Origin of the sequence: Trueperella bernardiae (assembly GCF_001469025.1) — a bacterium.
GTDB lineage: Bacteria > Actinomycetota > Actinomycetes > Actinomycetales > Actinomycetaceae > Trueperella > Trueperella bernardiae.
In genome coordinates this window covers 157,982-176,448 of sequence record NZ_LNIZ01000004.1, presented here as the reverse complement: position 1 = coordinate 176,448, position 18,467 = coordinate 157,982, and the positions used below count along the sequence as shown (strand labels likewise).

The 18,467-nt window shown below is 66.2% G+C and carries 17 protein-coding genes; 12 read left to right on the top strand and 5 right to left on the bottom strand.

Annotated elements, in window-relative coordinates:
• Positions 1-17: 17 nt before the first annotated feature.
• Both AQZ59_RS05580 and AQZ59_RS05575 read left to right on the top strand, forming a co-directional pair.
• Positions 18-968 carry an ABC transporter substrate-binding protein gene (locus AQZ59_RS05580; protein WP_062613683.1) on the top strand — a complete coding sequence of 317 codons (951 nt, stop codon included), beginning with the start codon at positions 18-20 and terminating at the stop codon, positions 966-968.
• A 73-nt stretch (positions 969-1,041) separates the two neighbouring features.
• Positions 1,042-2,505, top strand: a complete 1,464-nt coding sequence (locus tag AQZ59_RS05575; RefSeq protein WP_062613707.1) for a purine-cytosine permease family protein — start codon at positions 1,042-1,044, stop codon at positions 2,503-2,505.
• A 91-nt stretch (positions 2,506-2,596) separates the two neighbouring features.
• Here AQZ59_RS05575 and mscL read toward each other — a convergent pair whose 3' ends face one another.
• Complete coding sequence (mscL, locus tag AQZ59_RS05570) at positions 2,597-2,977, bottom strand: large conductance mechanosensitive channel protein MscL (protein ID WP_062613682.1); 381 nt, start codon at positions 2,975-2,977, stop codon at positions 2,597-2,599.
• A 326-nt stretch (positions 2,978-3,303) separates the two neighbouring features.
• Between mscL and def the strand changes: the two genes are divergently transcribed.
• Entirely contained in the window at positions 3,304-3,873 is a 570-nt protein-coding gene (def, locus tag AQZ59_RS05565; protein WP_062613681.1) for a peptide deformylase, read from the top strand.
• A gap of 159 nt (positions 3,874-4,032) precedes the next feature.
• Here the strand turns inward: def and AQZ59_RS05560 are convergent, their stop codons facing one another.
• Positions 4,033-4,440, bottom strand: coding sequence for a DUF4870 domain-containing protein (locus AQZ59_RS05560; RefSeq protein ID WP_062613680.1), 408 nt, complete (start codon positions 4,438-4,440; stop codon positions 4,033-4,035).
• 109 nt (positions 4,441-4,549) lie between these two features.
• Between AQZ59_RS05560 and AQZ59_RS05555 the strand changes: the two genes are divergently transcribed.
• The 3 genes from AQZ59_RS05555 to focA all read left to right on the top strand — a co-directional run bounded on the left by AQZ59_RS05555 (position 4,550) and on the right by focA (position 7,864).
• Positions 4,550-5,179, top strand: coding sequence for a TIGR03085 family metal-binding protein (locus AQZ59_RS05555; protein ID WP_062613679.1), 630 nt, complete (start codon positions 4,550-4,552; stop codon positions 5,177-5,179).
• Positions 5,180-5,212: 33 nt separating this feature from the next.
• Positions 5,213-6,808, top strand: coding sequence for a hypothetical protein (locus AQZ59_RS05550; RefSeq protein ID WP_062613678.1), 1,596 nt, complete (start codon positions 5,213-5,215; stop codon positions 6,806-6,808).
• A gap of 147 nt (positions 6,809-6,955) precedes the next feature.
• The gene (gene focA / locus AQZ59_RS05545) at positions 6,956-7,864 is read left to right on the top strand and encodes a formate transporter FocA (protein ID WP_201783159.1); all 909 of its coding nucleotides are present in this window, start codon (positions 6,956-6,958) and stop codon (positions 7,862-7,864) included.
• Here focA and AQZ59_RS05540 read toward each other — a convergent pair.
• Positions 7,842-10,043, bottom strand: coding sequence for an NADP-dependent isocitrate dehydrogenase (locus AQZ59_RS05540; RefSeq protein ID WP_062613677.1), 2,202 nt, complete (start codon positions 10,041-10,043; stop codon positions 7,842-7,844). The two genes, focA and AQZ59_RS05540, sit on opposite strands and share 23 nt — an antisense overlap.
• Before the next feature lie 204 nt (positions 10,044-10,247).
• On the opposite strand from AQZ59_RS05540, the gene AQZ59_RS05535 reads away from it, so the two are divergent.
• From AQZ59_RS05535 to AQZ59_RS05520, 4 genes are all read left to right on the top strand, one after another.
• Entirely contained in the window at positions 10,248-10,718 is a 471-nt protein-coding gene (locus AQZ59_RS05535; protein ID WP_201783158.1) for a protein-tyrosine phosphatase family protein, read from the top strand.
• 48 nt (positions 10,719-10,766) lie between these two features.
• A complete protein-coding gene (locus AQZ59_RS05530) occupies positions 10,767-11,489 on the top strand; it encodes an alpha/beta hydrolase family protein (protein ID WP_152994724.1) in 723 nt (240 codons plus the stop codon).
• Between the two features lie 70 nt (positions 11,490-11,559).
• Complete coding sequence (locus AQZ59_RS05525; protein ID WP_062613674.1) at positions 11,560-12,837, top strand: M18 family aminopeptidase; 1,278 nt, start codon at positions 11,560-11,562, stop codon at positions 12,835-12,837.
• Positions 12,830-14,392 (top strand): class I adenylate-forming enzyme family protein, encoded by a 1,563-nt coding sequence (locus AQZ59_RS05520; RefSeq protein ID WP_062613673.1) that lies wholly within the window; start codon positions 12,830-12,832, stop codon positions 14,390-14,392. The genes AQZ59_RS05525 and AQZ59_RS05520 overlap by 8 nt, the downstream gene beginning before the upstream one ends.
• Positions 14,393-14,416: 24 nt before the next feature.
• Here AQZ59_RS05520 and lipA read toward each other — a convergent pair whose 3' ends face one another.
• Both lipA and lipB read right to left on the bottom strand, forming a co-directional pair.
• Positions 14,417-15,451, bottom strand: a complete 1,035-nt coding sequence (gene lipA, locus AQZ59_RS05515) for a lipoyl synthase (RefSeq protein ID WP_062613672.1) — start codon at positions 15,449-15,451, stop codon at positions 14,417-14,419.
• Between the two features lie 43 nt (positions 15,452-15,494).
• Positions 15,495-16,238, bottom strand: a complete 744-nt coding sequence (gene lipB, locus AQZ59_RS05510) for a lipoyl(octanoyl) transferase LipB (protein WP_062613671.1) — start codon at positions 16,236-16,238, stop codon at positions 15,495-15,497.
• Positions 16,239-16,456: 218 nt separating this feature from the next.
• Between lipB and AQZ59_RS05505 the strand changes: the two genes are divergently transcribed.
• Positions 16,457-17,467: an ABC transporter permease gene (locus AQZ59_RS05505; RefSeq protein WP_062613670.1), complete on the top strand. Its 1,011-nt coding sequence runs from the start codon at positions 16,457-16,459 to the stop codon at positions 17,465-17,467.
• A complete protein-coding gene (locus tag AQZ59_RS05500; protein WP_082661181.1) occupies positions 17,467-18,465 on the top strand; it encodes an ABC transporter permease in 999 nt (332 codons plus the stop codon). Before AQZ59_RS05505 ends, AQZ59_RS05500 begins: the two co-directional genes overlap by 1 nt.
• Positions 18,466-18,467 lie beyond the last annotated feature (2 nt).

Below are 18,467 nucleotides of genomic sequence, written 5' to 3'. Positions count from 1 at the left end.
ACCAGGGAGGAATACTGATGTACCATCGCAAGGACGCCGGCCGCGCCGGGAAGGCAGGAAGCCGCGCGTGGGGACGGAGGGGCGCAGGCGTTGTCGCGCTAGCGCTCACCCTCGCCGGGTGTGGGGGAGCCGAGGCACTTGGGGGAGGAGACGGGCCGGGGGACGCGATCGTCATCGGGTCGGCCGACTATTATTCGAACGAGATCATCGCCGAGGTCTACGCCCAGGCGCTCGAAAATGCCGGTTTCACCGTGGCCCGCGAGTTCAAGATCGGGGCGCGGGAGGTGTACCTGGGCGAGGTCGAGAGCGGCAGCATTGACCTGTTCCCCGAGTACTCCGGCCCGTTGCTGCAGTACTGGAACCCCAACAACACGGTGACCGACGCCGAGGGGATCTACGCCGAGCTCACCGAGCGCGTGCCACATGGCCTGCAGATCCTGGACCAGGCTGGCGCCACCGACCAGGATTCCTACGTGGTTTCGCGCACATTTTCCGAGAAGACCGGCATCACTTCGCTCGCCGATCTTGCGAGCTACGATGGGCCGCTCACGGTCGGCTCCAACTCCGAGTTCGAGAACCGGCCCAACGGGCCGAAGGGGCTAAAGAAGCATTACGGGGTCGACGTCGGCTTCACCCCCATAGAAGACAAGGGCGGCCCGCTCACCGTCAAGGCCCTGCTCGACGGGCAGATCGAGCTCGCCAACGTCTTCTCCGCGAGCCCCGCGATCCAGATCAACGACCTTGTGGTACTGAGCGACCCGCAAGGCATGTTCCTCGCCTCGCACGTCGTGCCTCTCGCCTCCACCCGGCTCGACCCCGACGCCGCCCGCGTCATCAACGCCATCCAGGCCCGCCTCACGCCCGAGGCCCTCATCGACATGAATGTCCGCTCCGTGGAAGGCGAAGAGATGGCATCGGTCATCGCACGTGACTGGTTGTCTCAAAACGGTTGGGAATCCACAGATTGATTGCGTCCGATCCGCACCTGAGGTAGAAACGAGGCGCAGGTATCCACGCTAGAACCTGTGAATGGAGTTTGATATGACGCAACAAGACACAGCCTCGCTCGACACGAAGGGCCTCGGGATTGAGGTCGTCGGCATCGAAATTGTGAAGGAATCCGAGCGCACCGCCAAACCGCACAACCTCTTCATGCCGTGGTTCGCCTCCAACGTCTCCGTGTTTGGCATGTCATACGGCGCGTGGATCTTCGACTTCGGGATCTCCTTTTGGCAGGCCACCGCGATCACCACCATTGGAGTCATCCTCTCCTTCATCTTCTGCGGCATCATCGCCATCGGCGGCAAGCGAGGATCCGTGCCCACCATGGTCATGTCCCGCTCCGCGTTCGGGGTGAAGGGCGCGAAGGCCCCCGGCGTCGTGTCATGGCTGACCTCCATCGGCTGGGAGACCATGCTCGCGATCACCGCCGTGCTCGCCACCTCCACCATCTTCACCCGGCTCGGCTGGGCCGAGGAAGGTTCGGTGGGCGTGCGGGTGGGGGCGTCCGTCGTCGTCGCCGTCCTCATTGTGCTTGGCGCCGTGGCCGGATACCACATCATCATGAAGGTCCAGTCCGTGCTCACCTGGCTCACCGGGCTGACCACGATGGTCTACATTTTCCTCGTCATCCCACACATCGACTTTGGCGCCGTCATGCAGATCCCCAGCGGCTCGCCGGCGCAAATGATCGGCGCGATGACCATGGTCATGACCGGCACCGGGCTGGGCTGGATCAACATCGCCGCTGACTGGTCGCGCTACCAGTCGCGCGACGCCAGCGGCGGCAAGATCATCTTCTGGAACACCTTCGGGGCCTCGCTCGGCCCAGTCGTGCTCATCACCTTCGGTCTGCTCTTCGCCGGGTCCAACCCCGAGGCTGCCGTCAACGTCAGCAACGACCCGATCGGCGCGCTCGCCAGCGTGTTGCCCACCTGGTTCCTCATCCCGTTCCTTATCACCGCGATCCTCACCCTGCTCTCCGGCGCGATCAACGGCATCTACTCCTCCGGCCTGACCCTGCTCACGCTCGGCATCCACATCCCCAGGCCGCTCGCCGCCCTCATCGACGGCGTCATCCTCACCCTCGGCACCGTTTTCGTGGTGTTCTTCTCACCCAACTTCATCGGGCCCTTCCAGTCCTTCCTCATTACCCTGGGCGTGCCGCTCGCCGCTTGGGCCGGCATCATGATGGCCGACATCATCCTGCGCAAGCGTGACTACGATGAAGCTGCCCTCTTCGACCCCGCCGGCCGTTACGGCGCCTACAACTGGGCCTCGCTCGGCCTCATGGTGGTGGCGTGCGTGATCGGCTGGGGGCTCGTGGTCAACGGGTTCGCCGAGGATGCAGCTTGGAACAACTGGCAGGGCTACCTGCTCGGCCTGGTCGGCGGCCGGGATTCGGTGTGGGCGTACGGCAACATCGGCGTGATCGCCTCCCTCCTGCTCGGGTTCTTCGGCTACCTCGGCCTTAGCCGGGGCAAGGTCCGCACCCAAGAGGGGTAAGGGCCGGTTCGGCACATGCGAAAGGGGGCGGCTGCCCGATCGGACAGCCGCCCCCCTTGTGCCAGCCGGGATGAGCTCCGGCGTCGACGTCTTAGTTCTGGCGGGCGAGGAGATCGCGGATCTCTTCGAGAAGCACGGCCTCGTCGGTCTTGACCGGGGTCTCCTCGGCCGGTGCCTCGGGTGCCTTCAGCTTGTTGATCGGCACGATGACGAAGAAGTAGATCGCGGCGGCCACGATGAGGAAGTTCACCGTGGCGGTGATGAGGGTGCCGGGGAGGATGGTGGCACCGTTGATTTTGATGGTCCAGATGTGGTCAAAGTTCGGCTTGCCGAAGATCGCGGCGATGAGCGGCATGAGGATCTGCTCGTTGAGAGCGGTGACGATGGCGGAGAAAGCGCCAGCGATGATGACGCCGACTGCGAGGTCGAGCACGTTACCGCGCGAGATGAAATCCTTGAAGCCCTTAAGCATGATGTTCCTTCTAACGTGTGTGAGAAGGGGGCCAGCATATGCAAAGGGTGCACTGCAGGCACCCTTGCTGTCGTAACCATCGTAACTACAACCACCACGGCATTGGAATGTTTTACAGTTCTGTCAGTGAATTCACATGGGAATAATTCCAATAACTGTGGCGGGTCGGTCTGCCGGTGTTGCCGCCTCCGGATGCCCGGCTTTCGCGCCGGAGCCCGTGCGTTGGCGACGCTTCTGTGACATCGGCGACGGCAAGTTGCTCGCGCGTCTGTCAGAAAGGCGTCGCGGATGAGTGGACGCCTGCGGGGATGGCGTAACCTAGTCCCATGATTCATCCCATTCACGTTTATGGTTCCCCCGTGCTCCACAAGGCCTCCGAACCGGTCACCGTGTTCGACGACGACCTCGCCCAGCTCGTGGAGGACATGTACGAAACCACCATCAAGGCCCCGGGGGTGGGGCTCGCTGCCCCGCAGATCGGCCTGGACAAGGCGATGTTCGTGTGGGTCTACGACGAGCACGACGGCCCCGCTCGCGGCGTGGCCATCAATCCCACGCTGCTCATCGAGCCGATCGACACCGTCGAGCCCGACAAGTACGCCGACTCCGAAGGGTGCCTATCCTTCCCCGGCTACTCCTTCCCGATCCGGCGCTCGCCGTACGCGCTCCTTCGGGCGCAGAACGAGAAGGGGGAGTGGTACGAGCTCGAGGCGCGCGCCTGGTTCGCCCGCATCCTCCAGCACGAGTACGACCACCTGCAGGGCCGCATCTACGTAGACCGCCTCCAGGGTAAGCTCGCCAAACGCGTGCAGCAGGTGATGAAGGCGGAGAAGTGGAACGTGCCGGGCGTCGAGTGGATGCCGGGCCCGGGTTCACCCTACGAGCCCGAGGAGTAGTCCCGGACCCGGGCGTTCACGGGACGATTTCGGCCGCATCTTCACATATACGAAGATGCGGCCGAAATCGTCCCGCGTAGGGTCGCGGGTGGCGGGTGCCAAGGGCTACCGGCGACCGAAGCCAAGGTCATGTCCGGACCTACGGCCTCGGCCAGCGGCCTAGTTGAGAATCTTGATCTGGTACGGGTAGTGGTAGGACTGGTTGTTCGACGCCGCGATCGTGGCCCGGATGTGGTGCCACAGGGTGAGCAGGAAGCTGGCGATCACGAGGATGACGCCCACGGGCAGGAGCAGGAGCGTGATGATGAGGATCCAGCCGACGATCGACATCACCCACATGCCGAGGTTGAAGTTGAAGGACTGGGCGGCCGCGCGGCGCACGTACGGCCGGTCGCTCTTGAGGAACCAGATGACAATCGGGCCAATGAAGGAGACCCAACCGGCGGAGACCACCCACGCGATGATGGCCGACAGGTGGGCGATCATCGCCCAGGAGCGGTCGGTGGGATCGACCGGGGATTCGGAGTAGTCCGGGTTGGAGTACTGATAGGGCTCGTATTCTGTCATGCCTCCATTCTCCTACATGTGCGGCCGCGCGCATAGTGCCAGGGCCCGCAATATCGCCGCGGGCCAACTTCCCGGTCATGTGCGCGTCACCCTGGTTTAGGCTGGAACCGTGACTTTTTCGTACGATGAACGACGCCGACTCGCCGACCTCCTCATCAAGCAGGGCCCGAACGCCCCCACGCTGTGCGAGGGGTGGACCACCCGCGATTTGGCGGCTCACCTGTGGGTTCGTGAGAACCGCCCGGATGCGGCGGCAGGCATGTTCGTCTCGGCCGCGCAGGGCCACCTGGATGCGGTCACGGCCCAGGTGCTCGCCCGCCCGTATGAGGAGCTGGTGGAGGCGTGGGCGGAGAGCCCGGGCCGGTTCAGCCCTGTGCGTATCGTGGATCGGTGGATGAATCTGGCGGAGCATTTCGTGCATCACGAGGACGTGCGCCGCGGCCAGTGGATGGTGGACGGCACGCTGGTTCCCGCGCGGAAGATGAGTGAGCACGAGCAGGCGACGCTGACGAAGGCGGCGATGATTGCGGGGCGGATGATGCTCCGCGGCGCCTCTCGTCCGGTGCAGCTGCGGATCCCGGGCCGCCTCACGCTTGACGTCCACCCGAGGTCGGCCTCTGGCGGTGTGGTGACCGTGACGGGCGAACCCGGCGAGGTGCTGCTGTGGGTGTACGGGCGCGACGCCGCCCACGTCACCCTTTCCCCGGAGGGCGTGGAGCCGCGCGCGGCCGCGCTGTAGGGCGCACGATCCGGGAGGAGTAAGGGGGATGGCATGAAGAAGTTGATCGTGGCGCTGGTGGTTTTCGTGCTCGCCGGCCTGGTCACGGTCGCGATCGGGCGCCACGGTGATTCTTCTCCGACGACGCCGACTGCCACCCCTCCAGCGCTCCAGCCGGTGGCGGTGGCCCAGCCGTTCGAGCGCGTGGTCTTGAATCCCGAGTCGCTGGCCGCGTCGATCGAGGCATCCCAGGCCGGGTTTGCCTCGGCACAGGTGGCGATCGTGACGGCGGAGGACTCATGGGCGGCCGCCTCCTATGCCGCGGCGCTCGGCGTCCCCGCCCTGACGCTTGGCGGCGGTGAGCCCACCGAGCCCGTGCTCGGCGAGCTCGACCGCCTGGGCGTCCAGGTGGTGCTCACGGACGGCGTCGTGGACAGCGCAACGTGGGGCGAGCGCACGCAACTGCCGCTTGGGCCCGGCGCGAAGGCGGCGGCGGACGCGCTCGGCATCCGGCTCACGTACGTGGGCGACCTCACGGGCGGCGAGAGCGTGGAGGAGGCACTCACCACCCTCGGCACCGTCATTTATGACGAGGATCCGGGAGCGGCGTCGGACCTGCCGCTCGACGTCGAGGCGGCCACCCGCGCCCCCGGCTCGGTGGTGCTGACCGACGGGGTGAACCTGGCGGCGGTCGGCACGTCGGTGGCGGCGGGAGGCAAGGCGCTCCTGTCGGAGGGCGACCCGCGCGGGACCGCCAAGACTGTCCAGGCGCTGGGCAAGGCCAAGGGCGTGGTGGCCAGCTTCGCCGCCGCAAACCCGGATCTGGACTGGCAGATCGCAGCCGCCTCGACCGGTGCGCAGCTCCCCGGCGGCGGGCAGTTGATCTTCGGCGGCAAGCGCTACGTGGCACTCTACGGTTCCCCGTACACCACCACCCTGGGGGTGCTCGGCGAGCAGAGCGTGGAGGAGACGGTGGCCCGCGCGGAGGAAACCGCGGCACCCTACCGCGCCCTCACCGACGACCAGGTGATCGGCGCGCTCGAAGTCATCGTGACCGTGGCCTCGGACGGCCCGGGCGACGACGGCAACTACTCCAACGAATGGGACCCCGAGGGCTTCAAGCCGCTCATCGAGGCGGCGCAGGCCGCCGGCCAGTACGTGGTGCTCGACTTCCAGCCGGGCCGCGCCGACTTTCTCAGCCAGGTCCAGGCCTACGAGGAGTTACTGACCTACCCGAACGTGGGCGTGGCACTCGACCCGGAGTGGCGCCTTGCGCCCGACGAGCTGCCCCTCACTCGGATCGGGCACGTGGACATGGCCGAGGTCAACGCGGTGGCCACCTACCTGGCGGACTTCGTGCGCGAGAACGCCCTGCCGCAAAAGCTCCTGATCCTGCACCAGTTCCAGGTGCAGATGCTGCGCAATATCGACCAGCTCGACCAGTCCCGCGCCGAGCTGGCCTACCTCATCCACGTGGACGGGCAAGGCGCGCAGGAGGCCAAGGCCGCCACGTGGACAACCCTCCTCGACAACGCACCGAACGTCACCCACTGGGGCTGGAAGAACTTCTACGACGAGGACGCGCCCATGCTCACCCCCGAGCAGACCTACCAGGTCGAGCCGCGGCCAGACTTCGTTTCCTACCAATAACAGCGCGCCCCGTCACAACTCGTGAATGAGAGAGCTGCCAGGTCCCTATGGCAATCGGTAGCCGGTATTTTCACGACTTCTGTCGGGCTGGCGCCGGACAGGTAGCCACACCTGGGCATGCGGCGGGGTCCTACGCCTGCGTAGGGTATGGTGAAGCAGTTTGCCGAACGAAAGGTCACCATGTCCACGCTTTCCCGCACTGCCGACGAAACCGCCGCCTACCTAGCCGAGCAGATGTACCACAAGGCCACAGCCCCGGCGCGGAAGTCGTTCGCGCTCGCGGTCATGGCCGGCTTCCTCATCGGCCTCGGCTTCGTCTTCTACACGACCACCCAGATGGGTGCCGTCCATGCCGAGTGGTACGGGCTGACGAAGCTGGTGGGCGGGGTGTCGTTCTCGGTGGGCCTCATCCTGGTGATCCTCACGGGTGCGGACTTGTTCACCTCCACCACAATGACTCTCATCCCGCTCACCGAGCACCGGATCAGGGCGGGGCAGTGGGCTAAGCACTGGGGGATCGTGTACCTGGGCAACTTCACGGGCGCCCTGGTGCTGGCCGCCCTCATTGTGGCCTCGGGCACCTACATGCAGGGCGAGGGTGCGTGGGGCGCGGTGGCGATGAGTGCCGCAATGGGTAAGCTTTCCCACTCGTGGGGCCAGGCCTTCGTGCTCGGCATCCTGTGCAACATGCTCGTGTGCCTGGCGATCTGGGCCTCGTACACGGGCAAGACCACGGCTGACAAGATCCTGGCCGCCTTCGCTCCGATCGCGCTGTTCGTGGCCACGGGTTTCGAGCACTCGGTGGCGAACATGTTCCTCATCCCGATGGCGATCGCCACCAGCCGCATGGTCGGCCCGGAGTTTTGGACGTCAGAAGGGCCGGTGGCGCTCGGCCTGGACCCGAGCGCCACCGGCACCCTCACCGTTCAGTCATTCCTCCTCGATAACCTCATCCCCGTCACGCTCGGTAACATCGTGGGCGGCGGGCTGATGATTGGAATGTTCTTCTGGTGGACGCACGCGAAGGCGGGGTCTACTTCCGCATCGCGTCGATGATGGCATTCAGCGTGGCCGAGGGCCGCATCGCGGCCTCAACCTGCGCCTTGTCCGGGTGGTAGTAGCCCTCGATCCCGGAGTGCTGACCCTGCGAGGCGAGTAGCTCGGCCTCGATTGTCTCCGCGTTTTCGGCCAGCTGGCGGGCGAAGGGCGCGAAGGTGGCGGCGACGTCGTCGTCGGCCTTGGCGAGCTCGTCAGCCCAGTAGATGGCGAGCCAGGCGTGCGAGGAGCGTGTGTCCGGCGTGCCGGTCTTGTACTGCGGCGAGCGGCCCTCATTGAGCAGGGTTTCGGTGGCGCGGTCGAGCGCGTCGGCGAGCACGGCGGCCCGCGGGTTGTTGGCGAAGCGGGAGAGCTGGCGTAGCGACTCGGCCAGGGCCAGGAACTCGCCGAGCGAATCCCAGCGCAGGTGCATCTCGTTGATGAGCTGCTCCACGTGCTTCGGCGCCGAACCGCCCGCGCCTGTCTCGAACAGGCCACCGCCGGCCATGAGCGGCACCACCGACAGCATCTTGGCCGACGTGCCAAGCTCCATGATGGGGAAGAGGTCGGTGAGGTAGTCGCGTAGCACGTTGCCGGTCACCGAAATCGTGTCCTCGCCCTTGCGGATGCGCTCGAGCGTGAAGCGCGTGGCCTCGATGGGCGACAGGACGCGGATGTCGAGCCCGGTGGTGTCCTCCTCGAGCAGGTAGGCATCCACCTTGGCGCGGATCGTGCGGTCGTGGGCGCGCTCCGGGTCGAGCCAGAACACGGCCGGCATCCCAGACAGGCGGGCACGACGCACGGCGAGCGAGACCCAGTCGCGGATCGGAGCGTCCTTCGTCTGGCACGAGCGGTAGATGTCGCCCGCGCCCACCTCAACGCGCAGGAGCACCTCACCATCCTTGCGCACCTCCACGTGGCCCGCCTCGGCGATCTCGAACGTCTTGTCGTGCGAGCCGTACTCCTCGGCCTTCTGCGCCATGAGGCCCACGTTTGGCACGGTGCCCATGGTGGCCGGGTCGAAAGCGCCGTTGGCCTTGCAGTCCTCGATCACAGCCTCGTAGGCCCCGGCGTAGCTGGAATCAGGGATGACGGCCAGGGTGTCGGCCGTGTTGCCATCCTTGTCCCACGCCTTGCCGCCGTTGCGGATCATGGCCGGCATCGAGGCGTCTACGATCACGTCGGAGGGGACGTGGAGGTTGGTAATGCCACGGTCGGAGTTAACCATGGACAGGCCCGGGCCCTCGGCCATCTCGCGTTCGAAGGAGGCGCGGATCTCGGAGCCGTTCTTCAGCGCGTCGAGCCCGGCAAGCACCGAACCGAGGCCGTCGTTCGGTGACAGGCCGGCGTCGGCAAGCGCCTTTCCGTAGGCGGCGAAGGTCTGGGGGAAGAAGGCGGCGACGGCGTGGCCGAAGATGATTGGGTCGGAGACCTTCATCATGGTGGCCTTCATGTGCAAGGAGTACAGCACGCCGGTGTCCTTCGCCTCGGCCACGGTCCCGGCCAAGAACTCCTGGAGCGCCGCGGCGTCCATCTTCGTGGCGTCAAAAACCTCGCCGTCCGTCACGGGCACCTCGCGCAGCACGCGCTCCCCGCCCGCGCCCACGAACACGATCTGCACGGCGCCGTCGCCGGAAATGACCGTGCTGACCTCGTTGGCGCGGAAGTCGCCGGCGTCCATCGTGGCCACCCGCGTGCGGGAGTCGGCCGACCATGGCTTCATCGAGTGCGGGTGGGCCTTGGCGAAGTTCTTCACGGCCTGGGGTGCGCGGCGGTCGGAGTTGCCCTCGCGCAACACGGGGTTGACGGCCGAGCCCTTGACGGCGTCGTAACGGGCGCGGATCTCGCGCTCCTCATCGGTGGCGGGGGGCTCGGGGTAGTCGGGCAGCGCGTAGCCCTCGGCCTGCAGCTCGGCGATCGCGGCCTTGAGCTGGGGGATCGAGGCGGAGATGTTGGGCAGTTTGATGATGTTGGCCTCGGGGGTCTTGGCCAGCTCACCGAGCTCGGCGAGCGCGTCGGACTGGCGCTGGCCCGCGGGCAGGAAGTCGGACAGGGCGGCGATGATGCGGCCGGCCAGGGAGATATCGCGCAGCTCGACGTCGATGCCGGCCTGCGCCGTGAAGCCTTCGATGATGGGCAGCAGGGAGGCGGTGGCGAGCATGGGAGCTTCGTCGGTGTGAGTGTAAATGATCCGTGCCATGAGGTCTCCTTTGCGGGCAAGAATTTCTCTCGATCTCAAGATTATCCGATTTTTGCGCTCCGTGTGAGGCACTACGCAATCTCGTGCCGTCCTCCTGCAACCGAGTGTGATCTTGGGCTAGATGTGCCCTTTTCGCGAGGAAAGCTTTTCGGAATCTACGCCTCGGTTGGTACGGTGAAATCATCAATCAACCGAGGGAGCACGATGATACAAGGGAGCGCAGTCAAGCACTGGGCGATGTCCCACGGCGTCGTGGAATTCCCGTCCGGACGCCGGGTTCGCGGCCGCTCGTGGCGCAAGGCCACCGAGGAGCCGGCTGACCTGTGCGTCATTCTCACCACCGGCGTCGGCTCGCGCTTCGGCCACCCCGGCGTGGTGACGTCGGCAACCGAAACCATTCTCATCGACTGGCCGGACCTCCGCCTGCCGCGCCGCCCCGCCCAGGCGCACGAGGTGCTGCGTGAGGCGTGGGAGCGCGCGGAAAACGAGAAGGTGGAGATCGTGTGCGCTGGAGGTGTGGGCCGCACGGGCACCGCGCTCGCCATCATGGGCGTGCTCGATGGCATGGACCCGCACGCCGCGATCGATTTCGTCAAGACTAACTACGATCCCCACGCGGTGGAGACGCCCACCCAGCGCGCCTTCGTCAACGACATGGGTGCCGAAAGCAACTAGTCGATGGATGTTCAACCACCCGGGCTCTCCCTCGGGGAAGAGCGGGCCGTGCAATGGCTTCGAACCTTGCCGATCCGACCTGACCGTGTGGAGTCCTACGGGGAGGCGCCGAACCAGGTCATCGAGTGGTATGGCGATCCGGCAGGCCGGCCCGTCTGCCTCGTCCACGGCGCCCTGTTCCACCACGCCCTTGCCGCCACCCGCCCGGCCGCCCGCGCGCTCGCCCGCGCCGGCTACTGTGTGGGCCTGGTCGACTATCGCCGCGTGGACGCCCGCCCCGAACTCGCCGCGGCCGACTACACCACGCTCGGCATGCATCCGGTGCTCGGCCAGGCGATCTGGGTGGGTCACGACGTCGGTGGCACCTTTGCGATGAACGTGGCACTCGCGCCGGAAACGGCCGTGTGCTCCGCCATCCTCCTCGCCCCGATCCTCGACCTGGCGCGCGATGTGCACGAAGCCGATGACGGCGGCACCACGGCTCGCTGGATCGGCGGACTGCCAGAGGAGGTCCCGGATCGCTACGCCGTCTACGACCCGCTCTTTACCTATTACCAGGTGGGCCCGGCGCGCTTCCGCGCCCGCGAACTCTCGGTGGACATCATTCACGGGGTCGACGACGCGCTGGTGCCGGTGGACCGCTCGCGCGAGTTGCGCGCCGAGCCATTCAACCTGGCCGTGGTGGAGGGAGCCGACCACCTGGACCTCATCCGCCCCGACCGCGACGCCTGGGTCTTCCTCCTCGGCGCGCTCGCCGCCCAGGAGCGCTAGGTAGCCCGCGTTCTTCATTCCGTGGCGGAAAAACTCGGGGCGGTGGCCTGCCACCACGTACAATGGCGGCATGTCTACGTTGATCCAGGATTATGCAGCTTTCATTAGTGCGTCCCCGAGCTCGTTCCACGCCGCGGCTGAGATCGCCCGGCGCCTGGGGGAGGCCGGGTATGCCCGCCAGGATGAACAGGCGGCGTGGGTGGGGGAGCGCAAGGGCTTCCTCGTGCGCGGCGGGGCCGTCATCGCGTGGTGCGTGGGAAAGGTCGGCCCGGATTCGGGCTTCCGGATCGTCGGTTCCCACACCGACTCCCCGAGTTTCAAGGTCAAGCCTGCCCCCTCCAGCCAGGCCCACGGGTTTGGGCAGGTCAACGTGGAGGTCTACGGCGGCGGGCTGCTCAACTCCTGGCTGAATCGGGACCTGGGCCTGGCCGGCGTTGTGACCGAACTGGACGGCACCGTGCACCTGGTGCGCACGCCCGCCATCATGACCATCCCGCAGCTGGCCCCGCACCTGGACCGCTCGGTCAACGATAACCTCAAGCTCTCCCGCCAGGTCGATTACAAGCCAATCTGGGCAATCGGGGAGGCGGAGCTGCTGCCCTACATCTGCGAGCTGGCCGGGGTGGACCCAGAGCGCGCCGCGGCCTTTGACCTCTTCGCCTACGACGTGCAGGAGCCCGCGGTCTACGGCGGGCCGAGCGGGGATGCCTTCTTCTCCGCTGGCCGCCAGGACAACCTTTCCTCGGTCTTCACCTCGCTCTCGGCCTTCCTCGATCCCGGCGTGCAGGCCGCGGTGGCGGAGGGCGAGGACGTGGCGATCTTCGTGGCCTTCGACCACGAGGAGGTCGGCTCGTCCACCTACACCGGCGCGGCCGGGCCCTTCCTCGAAAATACGCTCCGCCGCATTGCCGCCAGCCTCGAGCTCGACGCCGTGGGGGACGAGCGTTTTGCCCGGATGATCGCCAACTCCACGTGCATCTCCGCCGACGCCGGCCACTCCATCAGCCCGAACAAGGCGGGCCTGCACGACCCGGACCACCACCCCGTGCTCGGGGGCGGCCCGCTGCTCAAGGTCAACGCCAACCAACGCTACGCAACCGAGGCCGAGGGCACCGCGCTGTGGCTACGCGCGGCCGCCGCCGAAGGGGTGGCCACCCAGCAGTTCGTCTCCAACAACGACGTGCCCTGCGGCTCCACGATCGGCCCGCTCACCGCCACCCGGTTGGGAGTGCTCACGGTGGACGTGGGCGTGCCGCTGCTGTCGATGCATTCGGCGCGCGAGATCTCCTCGCCGGCCGACATCGAGGCCATGACCGCGATTTTGCGAGGATACTTCGCCGGTGCTTAAGAAACCGAACTACAACGCCGCCCACGCCCTCGACCGCGCGGCCCGCGCCCACCCCCAGCGCACCTCCATCGTTTACGGGAGTGCGGAGATAACGGTGGTCGAGGCTGCCGTCCGCACCCGCCAGCTCGCGCAAATGCTCGCCGCCGCCGGTGTCTCCGAGGGTGACCGGGTCATGCTCATCTCCCGCAACTCGCCCTACCACCTGCTCCTGCATGTGGCGTGCGCGCGGCTGGGCGCCATCTTCGTGCCCGTCTCCGCGCGCCTCACCCGCGCCGACCACCAGGCAATCGTGGACTTTTGCGGCCCGCGTGTGGTGGTGCTCGAAGCGGCGCTCGCGGACCTGGGCATCTTCACGTCCACCGGCACGCTGCTCCACCTGGTGGTCGACGATGACGCCGCCTCCGTCTCCACCGCCATCTCCAACGGCTTCATCGGGATCGGCGCGGCGATGGAGGCCCAGAACGGCAAGTTCATCACCACTATCAAGGACGGCTCCACGGCGCTGAACTCCCGCCAGTACCCGGAGGGGCCGGCCGCGATGCTCTTTACCTCGGCCTCGGCGGGCATGCCCAAGGCGGTGGAACTCACCCATGAACAGCTGTGGTGGGCCAGTCGCAACTTCCGCGAGGGCTTCGAGTACTCCAACCTGGACTCGGTGCTGACTGTCGCGCCGATGACCCACATCGGCGGCTTCAATGGCACCACCCTCGATCTGTTCTCGCACGGCGGGAAGGTGGTGCTGGTGCGCGACTTCAACCCCGGCGTCGTGCTCGACCTGCTCGAAGAACACCAGGTGACGATGATGTTCGGCGTGCCGACCATCTACGCCGCCCTCCTCGACCACCCGAGCTTCCCCGTGCGCGACCTCAGCCACTGGCGCCTGCCACTCATCGGCGGGGGCATGGTGCCGCCGGCGTTACTGGCCCGCCTCATGGACGCCGGCCTCAAACCGCTTAACGTGTGGGGGATGACCGAGATGGGAGCCTCCGGCGCGTACCTGCCGGCCGAACACCTGGCCGAACGGCCCGGCTCTATCGGGCGGCCCTTCGCGCACGTGGAGGCCCGCATTGTCGACGCCGACGGCAACGACACGACCGAGGGCGAGCTGGTGGTCCGGGGCCCGAGCGTCGTGAACGGCTACTGGCACGACCCGCTTCAAACCGCGCAGTCCTTCCGGTCCGGCTGGCTCCACACAGGAGACCTGGTGCGCCTCGACGAGGACGGCTTCATGTCGGTGACCGGGCGCCTGCACAACGTCATCAACTCCGGCGGAGTCAACATTCAGGCCGAGGAGATCCAGGCGGTGCTGGCCCAGATGGAGGGCATCTCCGACTGTGCGGTCGTGGGCACGCCGGACGAGAAGTGGGGAGAGACGGTGTCGGCCGCGGTGGTCATGCAGGCCGGGCATGCGGCCCCCACCCTCGAGGACGTCCAGCGCCATGTGGGCTCGCGCCTGGCACGCTTCAAGGTGCCGCGCAAGCTCATCGTGGTGGACGCGCTACCGATCAACGGCAACGGCAAGGCCGACCGCAACGCCCTCGTGGCGATGTTCTGACCCGGCGGTTGCGCGGCCGCGCGGTCAGCCGTGGCGGGCGACGACGGCGGCCGCCTCCTGGCGGGCAAACAGCGGCTTGTCGTCCGCGCCGGCGATCGCGCGCAGGTTCTCGGGGATCTCCCAACCCTTGTGCTTCATCGCCCGCGACCACAACGAGCCCGAACGGTAAGAGGAGCGCACGAGCGGACCGGCCATGATCCCGGCAAAGCCCATCTCGTAGCCGATCTTCGACAGCTCCACGAACTCCGCGGGCTTAACCCAGCGGTCGATCGGGTGGTGCAACTTGGAGGGGCGCAGGTATTGGGTGATGGTGAGGATGTCGCAGCCGGCCTCGCGCAGGTCGGCCATGGTCGCCAGCACCTCGTCGTGGGTCTCGCCCATGCCGAGGATGAGGTTCGACTTCGTGATCAGCTCGTTCTCCGAGGCGAACGTGATCAGGTCGAGCGAGCGCTCGTAGCGGAAAGCCGGGCGGATCTTCTTAAAGATGCGCGGCACGGTCTCCAGGTTGTGGGCTAGCACCTCGGGGCGCGAATCGAAGACCCGCTGGAGGGCCGGGGCGCCGCCGCGCATGTCGTCGATCAGGAGCTCCACGCCCGTGTTCGGGCACAGCTCGTGGATCTTGCGGCACGTCTCCGCGTACAGCCAGGAGGCGCCGTCCTCCAGGTCATCGCGGGTGACGCCCGTGATCGTGGCGTAGTTGAGCTGCATCTCGCGCACGCTCTCCGCCACGCGGCGCGGCTCGTCGACGTCGTACTCGGTGGGCCTGCCCGTCTTAATAAAGCAGAAGTCGCAGCGGCGGGTGCAGATGTCACCGCCGATGAGGAAGGAGGCCTCGCGGTCCTCCCAACACTCGTAGATGTTGGGGCAGTTGGCCTCCTTGCACACCGTGTGTAGGCCGGCGCCGTCCACGCGGTTGCGCATGTCGGTGTATTCCTTGCCCACGGTGGCGGTGGTCTTGATCCACTCCGGTTTCGATTCGATCGGTGTCTCGGCGTTGCGCTCTTCGATGCGCAGCAACTTGCGCCCCTCGGGATTTCGCTGGTCGATGCTGAGGCTCACGTGTTCTCCTTTAAACGTACGTCGTCATTGTAAGCCGGGCCGCCTAGTGGCGGGGATGCCAGGCCGAGCCGGTATCCGCGTGCGGGGTGGGGTGGAAGTCGCCCATCTGGGTGATGATCGCCTCCGTGTCCGCGACCTCCAGCTCCTCCGACGGGCGCAGCGCAAACTGCTGGTAGGCCCGCGCGAGGTGAGGCAAGAGGGTGACTGCGGCGTCGTCGAGCGTGGTGGGATGTCCCAGCTCGGCAAGCGAGGTGACCCCGGCGTCGGCAAGGCCGCAGGGGATGACCCGCGTGAAGTCCTCCAGGTTGGTGGTGACGTTGAGGGCGAGGCCGTGCATCGTGGCGTCGTCAGCGAACTTGATGCCGATCGCGCACACCTTCCGATCGATCGCGCCGGGCGCGCAGATCCACACCCCGGACCGGCCCTCCACCTGGACCGAGTCGATGCCGTACTCGGCAAGCGCCCCCATGATCGCCCGCTCCGTGTTGCGCACGAACGCGACTACGTCCTTCGGCGGGCGGACCTTGACGATGGGGTAGACCACAAGCTGGCCCGGGCCGTGATAGGTGACCGATCCGCCCCGATCCATCCGGATCACCGGCACGGACGTGTCCGGGATGTCCTTGTCCTCCGTGCGCCGGCCGGCCGTGTAGGTGGGCTGGGCCTCCCACACAATAAAGGTATCCGGCATCCGCAAAGCCGCCACCTCGCCGTGAATATAGCGCTGGAGACGGTCAACGGTCATGTAATCGACTGGGCCGCGATGAAGTACGTTGACGATCTGCACGGATTCAGCCTAGTTTGGAAGTGGTCAGTTATCGACTCGAGGTCGGCTTTGCCACTCCGAGGGCATTCCCTAGCGTGATTTTGAACTGAATTTGAGGGGCGGGACACCTCTAAACGTGATTAGATCAATGCTTGGGTATAGACTCCCTGACCATAAGTGAAGAATTGACGCCCATCGTCCAAGCGAGGCGGAGGGCGTCACTTACGAGAAGGCCTCGCATGACTAAGTATCTGATCCGACGGTTGCTGAACTACGTAGTTCTACTGTTCGTAGCCGTCACTATCGCCTACTTCTTGGCGGGCACACAGTTGGATCCGCGCTCGATGCTCATCGAGAACGAACTGACCAAGATGGCCAACAGTTCGTACGCGGAGGTCGTGGCGGCAGTTGACACCCGCCTTAACGCGTGGAACATCAACCCGCTCGAGCCGATCTGGAGCCGCTACGTCGACTGGCTCGGAATGGTCTTCGGGCACTGGGACTGGGGCTTCTCCCCGCTGGGCGAATCGGTCAACGACCAGGTCGCCAACCGCATCCTGCTCTCCTTGCAACTGGTCTTCCTCGGCTTCTTCATTGGCATCGTCGGCGGCGTGGCGATCGGCGCATGGGCGGCCGTGCACCAGTACTCGGTGGGTGACCGCATCGTCACCATCATCGCCATGATCATCATCTCCACCCCCGCCATGGTTATCGCCATCGGCCTGCAGATGAGTGCCGTGTGGTTCAACAACACCTTCGATTCAACCTTCTTCCAATTCCTCGGGCCACAGTCAGCCGTGCCACCCGCGGAATTCTGGCCCAACCTGCAAGATCGCCTCACGCATCTGCTGCTGCCCACGATCGCGATCTCGCTGGGCGGCCTCGCCACTTATTCGCGCTACCAGCGCAACCTCATGCTTGACACCCTCGGTGCCGACTACGTGCGCACCGCCCGCGCCAAGGGCCTGCGCTTCGGCACCGCCGTGCGCCGCCACGCCCTGCGCACCTCCCTCATCCCGATTGCTACCTACTTCGCCTTTGGCATCACCGGCCTCGTGCTGGGCGCCGCCATCACCGAGCAGGTCTTCGGCTGGGAGGGCATGGGCATCTACGGTGTGAAGACCATCCAGGCGCAGGACATCAACGGAACCGCGGCCGTGGTCGCCTTCTCCGGTGTTGCCACACTCACCGGCGCTTTCCTGTCCGACGTCCTGATCGCAGCAGTCGATCCACGAGTGAGGGTGAACTAATGGAGCATCTCGATCACACCACTGAAGTAGTGTTGCCCGAACAGATTTCCCCGATGGCGGATGCCGCACAGCTCGGCGCCGTGCGCACCAAGCTCGCCCAGCAGAATGCCGAGCGCCTGGCTTCCACCAAGCGCTACTCGCGCCGGCAGATCGTCCTGCGCCGCTTCTGGCGTAACAAGACGGCCGTCGTCGGCATCATCGGCCTCGTCATCGTCTTGCTCGTGGCCATCATTGGCCCGCACCTGACGGAGTGGAGCTACCTCGAACGCGACCGCGGGCACTACCTCGAGGGCCCGAGCGCGGAGCACCTCTTCGGTACCGACCGCCGCGGGCGCGACATGTTCGCGATGACGCTCGAGGGCCTGCGCAAGTCGATCATCATCGGCTTCGCCGTGGCGCTCATCCAGACCGGATGGGCGGCCCTCTTCGGATCGGCCGCCGCTTACTTCGGCGGCTGGGTGGACAAGGCCGCCACCTGGTTCATTGACCTCATGCTGGTCATCCCGTCCTTCCTCATGATCGCCATCATCTCCAACCGCTTCGGCGCGGAGAACAAGGGCGTGTTCATCTTCATCCTGTTGCTGGCAGGATTCGGCTGGATGCTGACGGCGCGCGTGGTGCGGTCGCTGACGATGTCGGTGAAGAACCTTGACTACGTCCACGCCGCGAAGTTCATGTCCGTGCCCTCCGGCACGATCATCGTGCGCCACATCCTGCCTAACATCTCCTCGCTACTCATCATCGACTTCACGCTCGGCGTGGCCACCGCAGTGCTGTCCGAGACCTCCCTGTCCTACTTCGGCTTCGGCATCAAGGACCCGCAGGTCTCCCTCGGCTCGCTCATCGGCGCCGGCCAGGCGTCGGCGATCACACACCCGTGGCTGTTCCTGCCGCCGGCCGTGGCGCTCGTCGTGATGCTGGCATCGGTGAACTTCATCGGTGACGGTCTGCGCGACGCGCTCGACCCGTCGTCGAAGTCCGGGGGTGGTAAGGCGTGACA

Coding starts and splice junctions, on each gene's coding strand:
- AQZ59_RS05560 (WP_062613680.1), bottom strand. CDS start 4,440: ATGACAGAATACGAGCCCTATCAGTACTCCAACCCGGACTACTCCGAA.
- mscL (WP_062613682.1), bottom strand. CDS start 2,977: ATGCTTAAGGGCTTCAAGGATTTCATCTCGCGCGGTAACGTGCTCGAC.
- focA (WP_201783159.1), top strand. CDS start 6,956: ATGGTGAAGCAGTTTGCCGAACGAAAGGTCACCATGTCCACGCTTTCC.
- AQZ59_RS05535 (WP_201783158.1), top strand. CDS start 10,248: ATGATACAAGGGAGCGCAGTCAAGCACTGGGCGATGTCCCACGGCGTC.
- AQZ59_RS05575 (WP_062613707.1), top strand. CDS start 1,042: ATGACGCAACAAGACACAGCCTCGCTCGACACGAAGGGCCTCGGGATT.
- AQZ59_RS05525 (WP_062613674.1), top strand. CDS start 11,560: ATGTCTACGTTGATCCAGGATTATGCAGCTTTCATTAGTGCGTCCCCG.
- AQZ59_RS05500 (WP_082661181.1), top strand. CDS start 17,467: ATGGAGCATCTCGATCACACCACTGAAGTAGTGTTGCCCGAACAGATT.
- def (WP_062613681.1), top strand. CDS start 3,304: ATGATTCATCCCATTCACGTTTATGGTTCCCCCGTGCTCCACAAGGCC.
- AQZ59_RS05580 (WP_062613683.1), top strand. CDS start 18: ATGTACCATCGCAAGGACGCCGGCCGCGCCGGGAAGGCAGGAAGCCGC.
- AQZ59_RS05550 (WP_062613678.1), top strand. CDS start 5,213: ATGAAGAAGTTGATCGTGGCGCTGGTGGTTTTCGTGCTCGCCGGCCTG.
- AQZ59_RS05505 (WP_062613670.1), top strand. CDS start 16,457: ATGACTAAGTATCTGATCCGACGGTTGCTGAACTACGTAGTTCTACTG.
- AQZ59_RS05540 (WP_062613677.1), bottom strand. CDS start 10,043: ATGGCACGGATCATTTACACTCACACCGACGAAGCTCCCATGCTCGCC.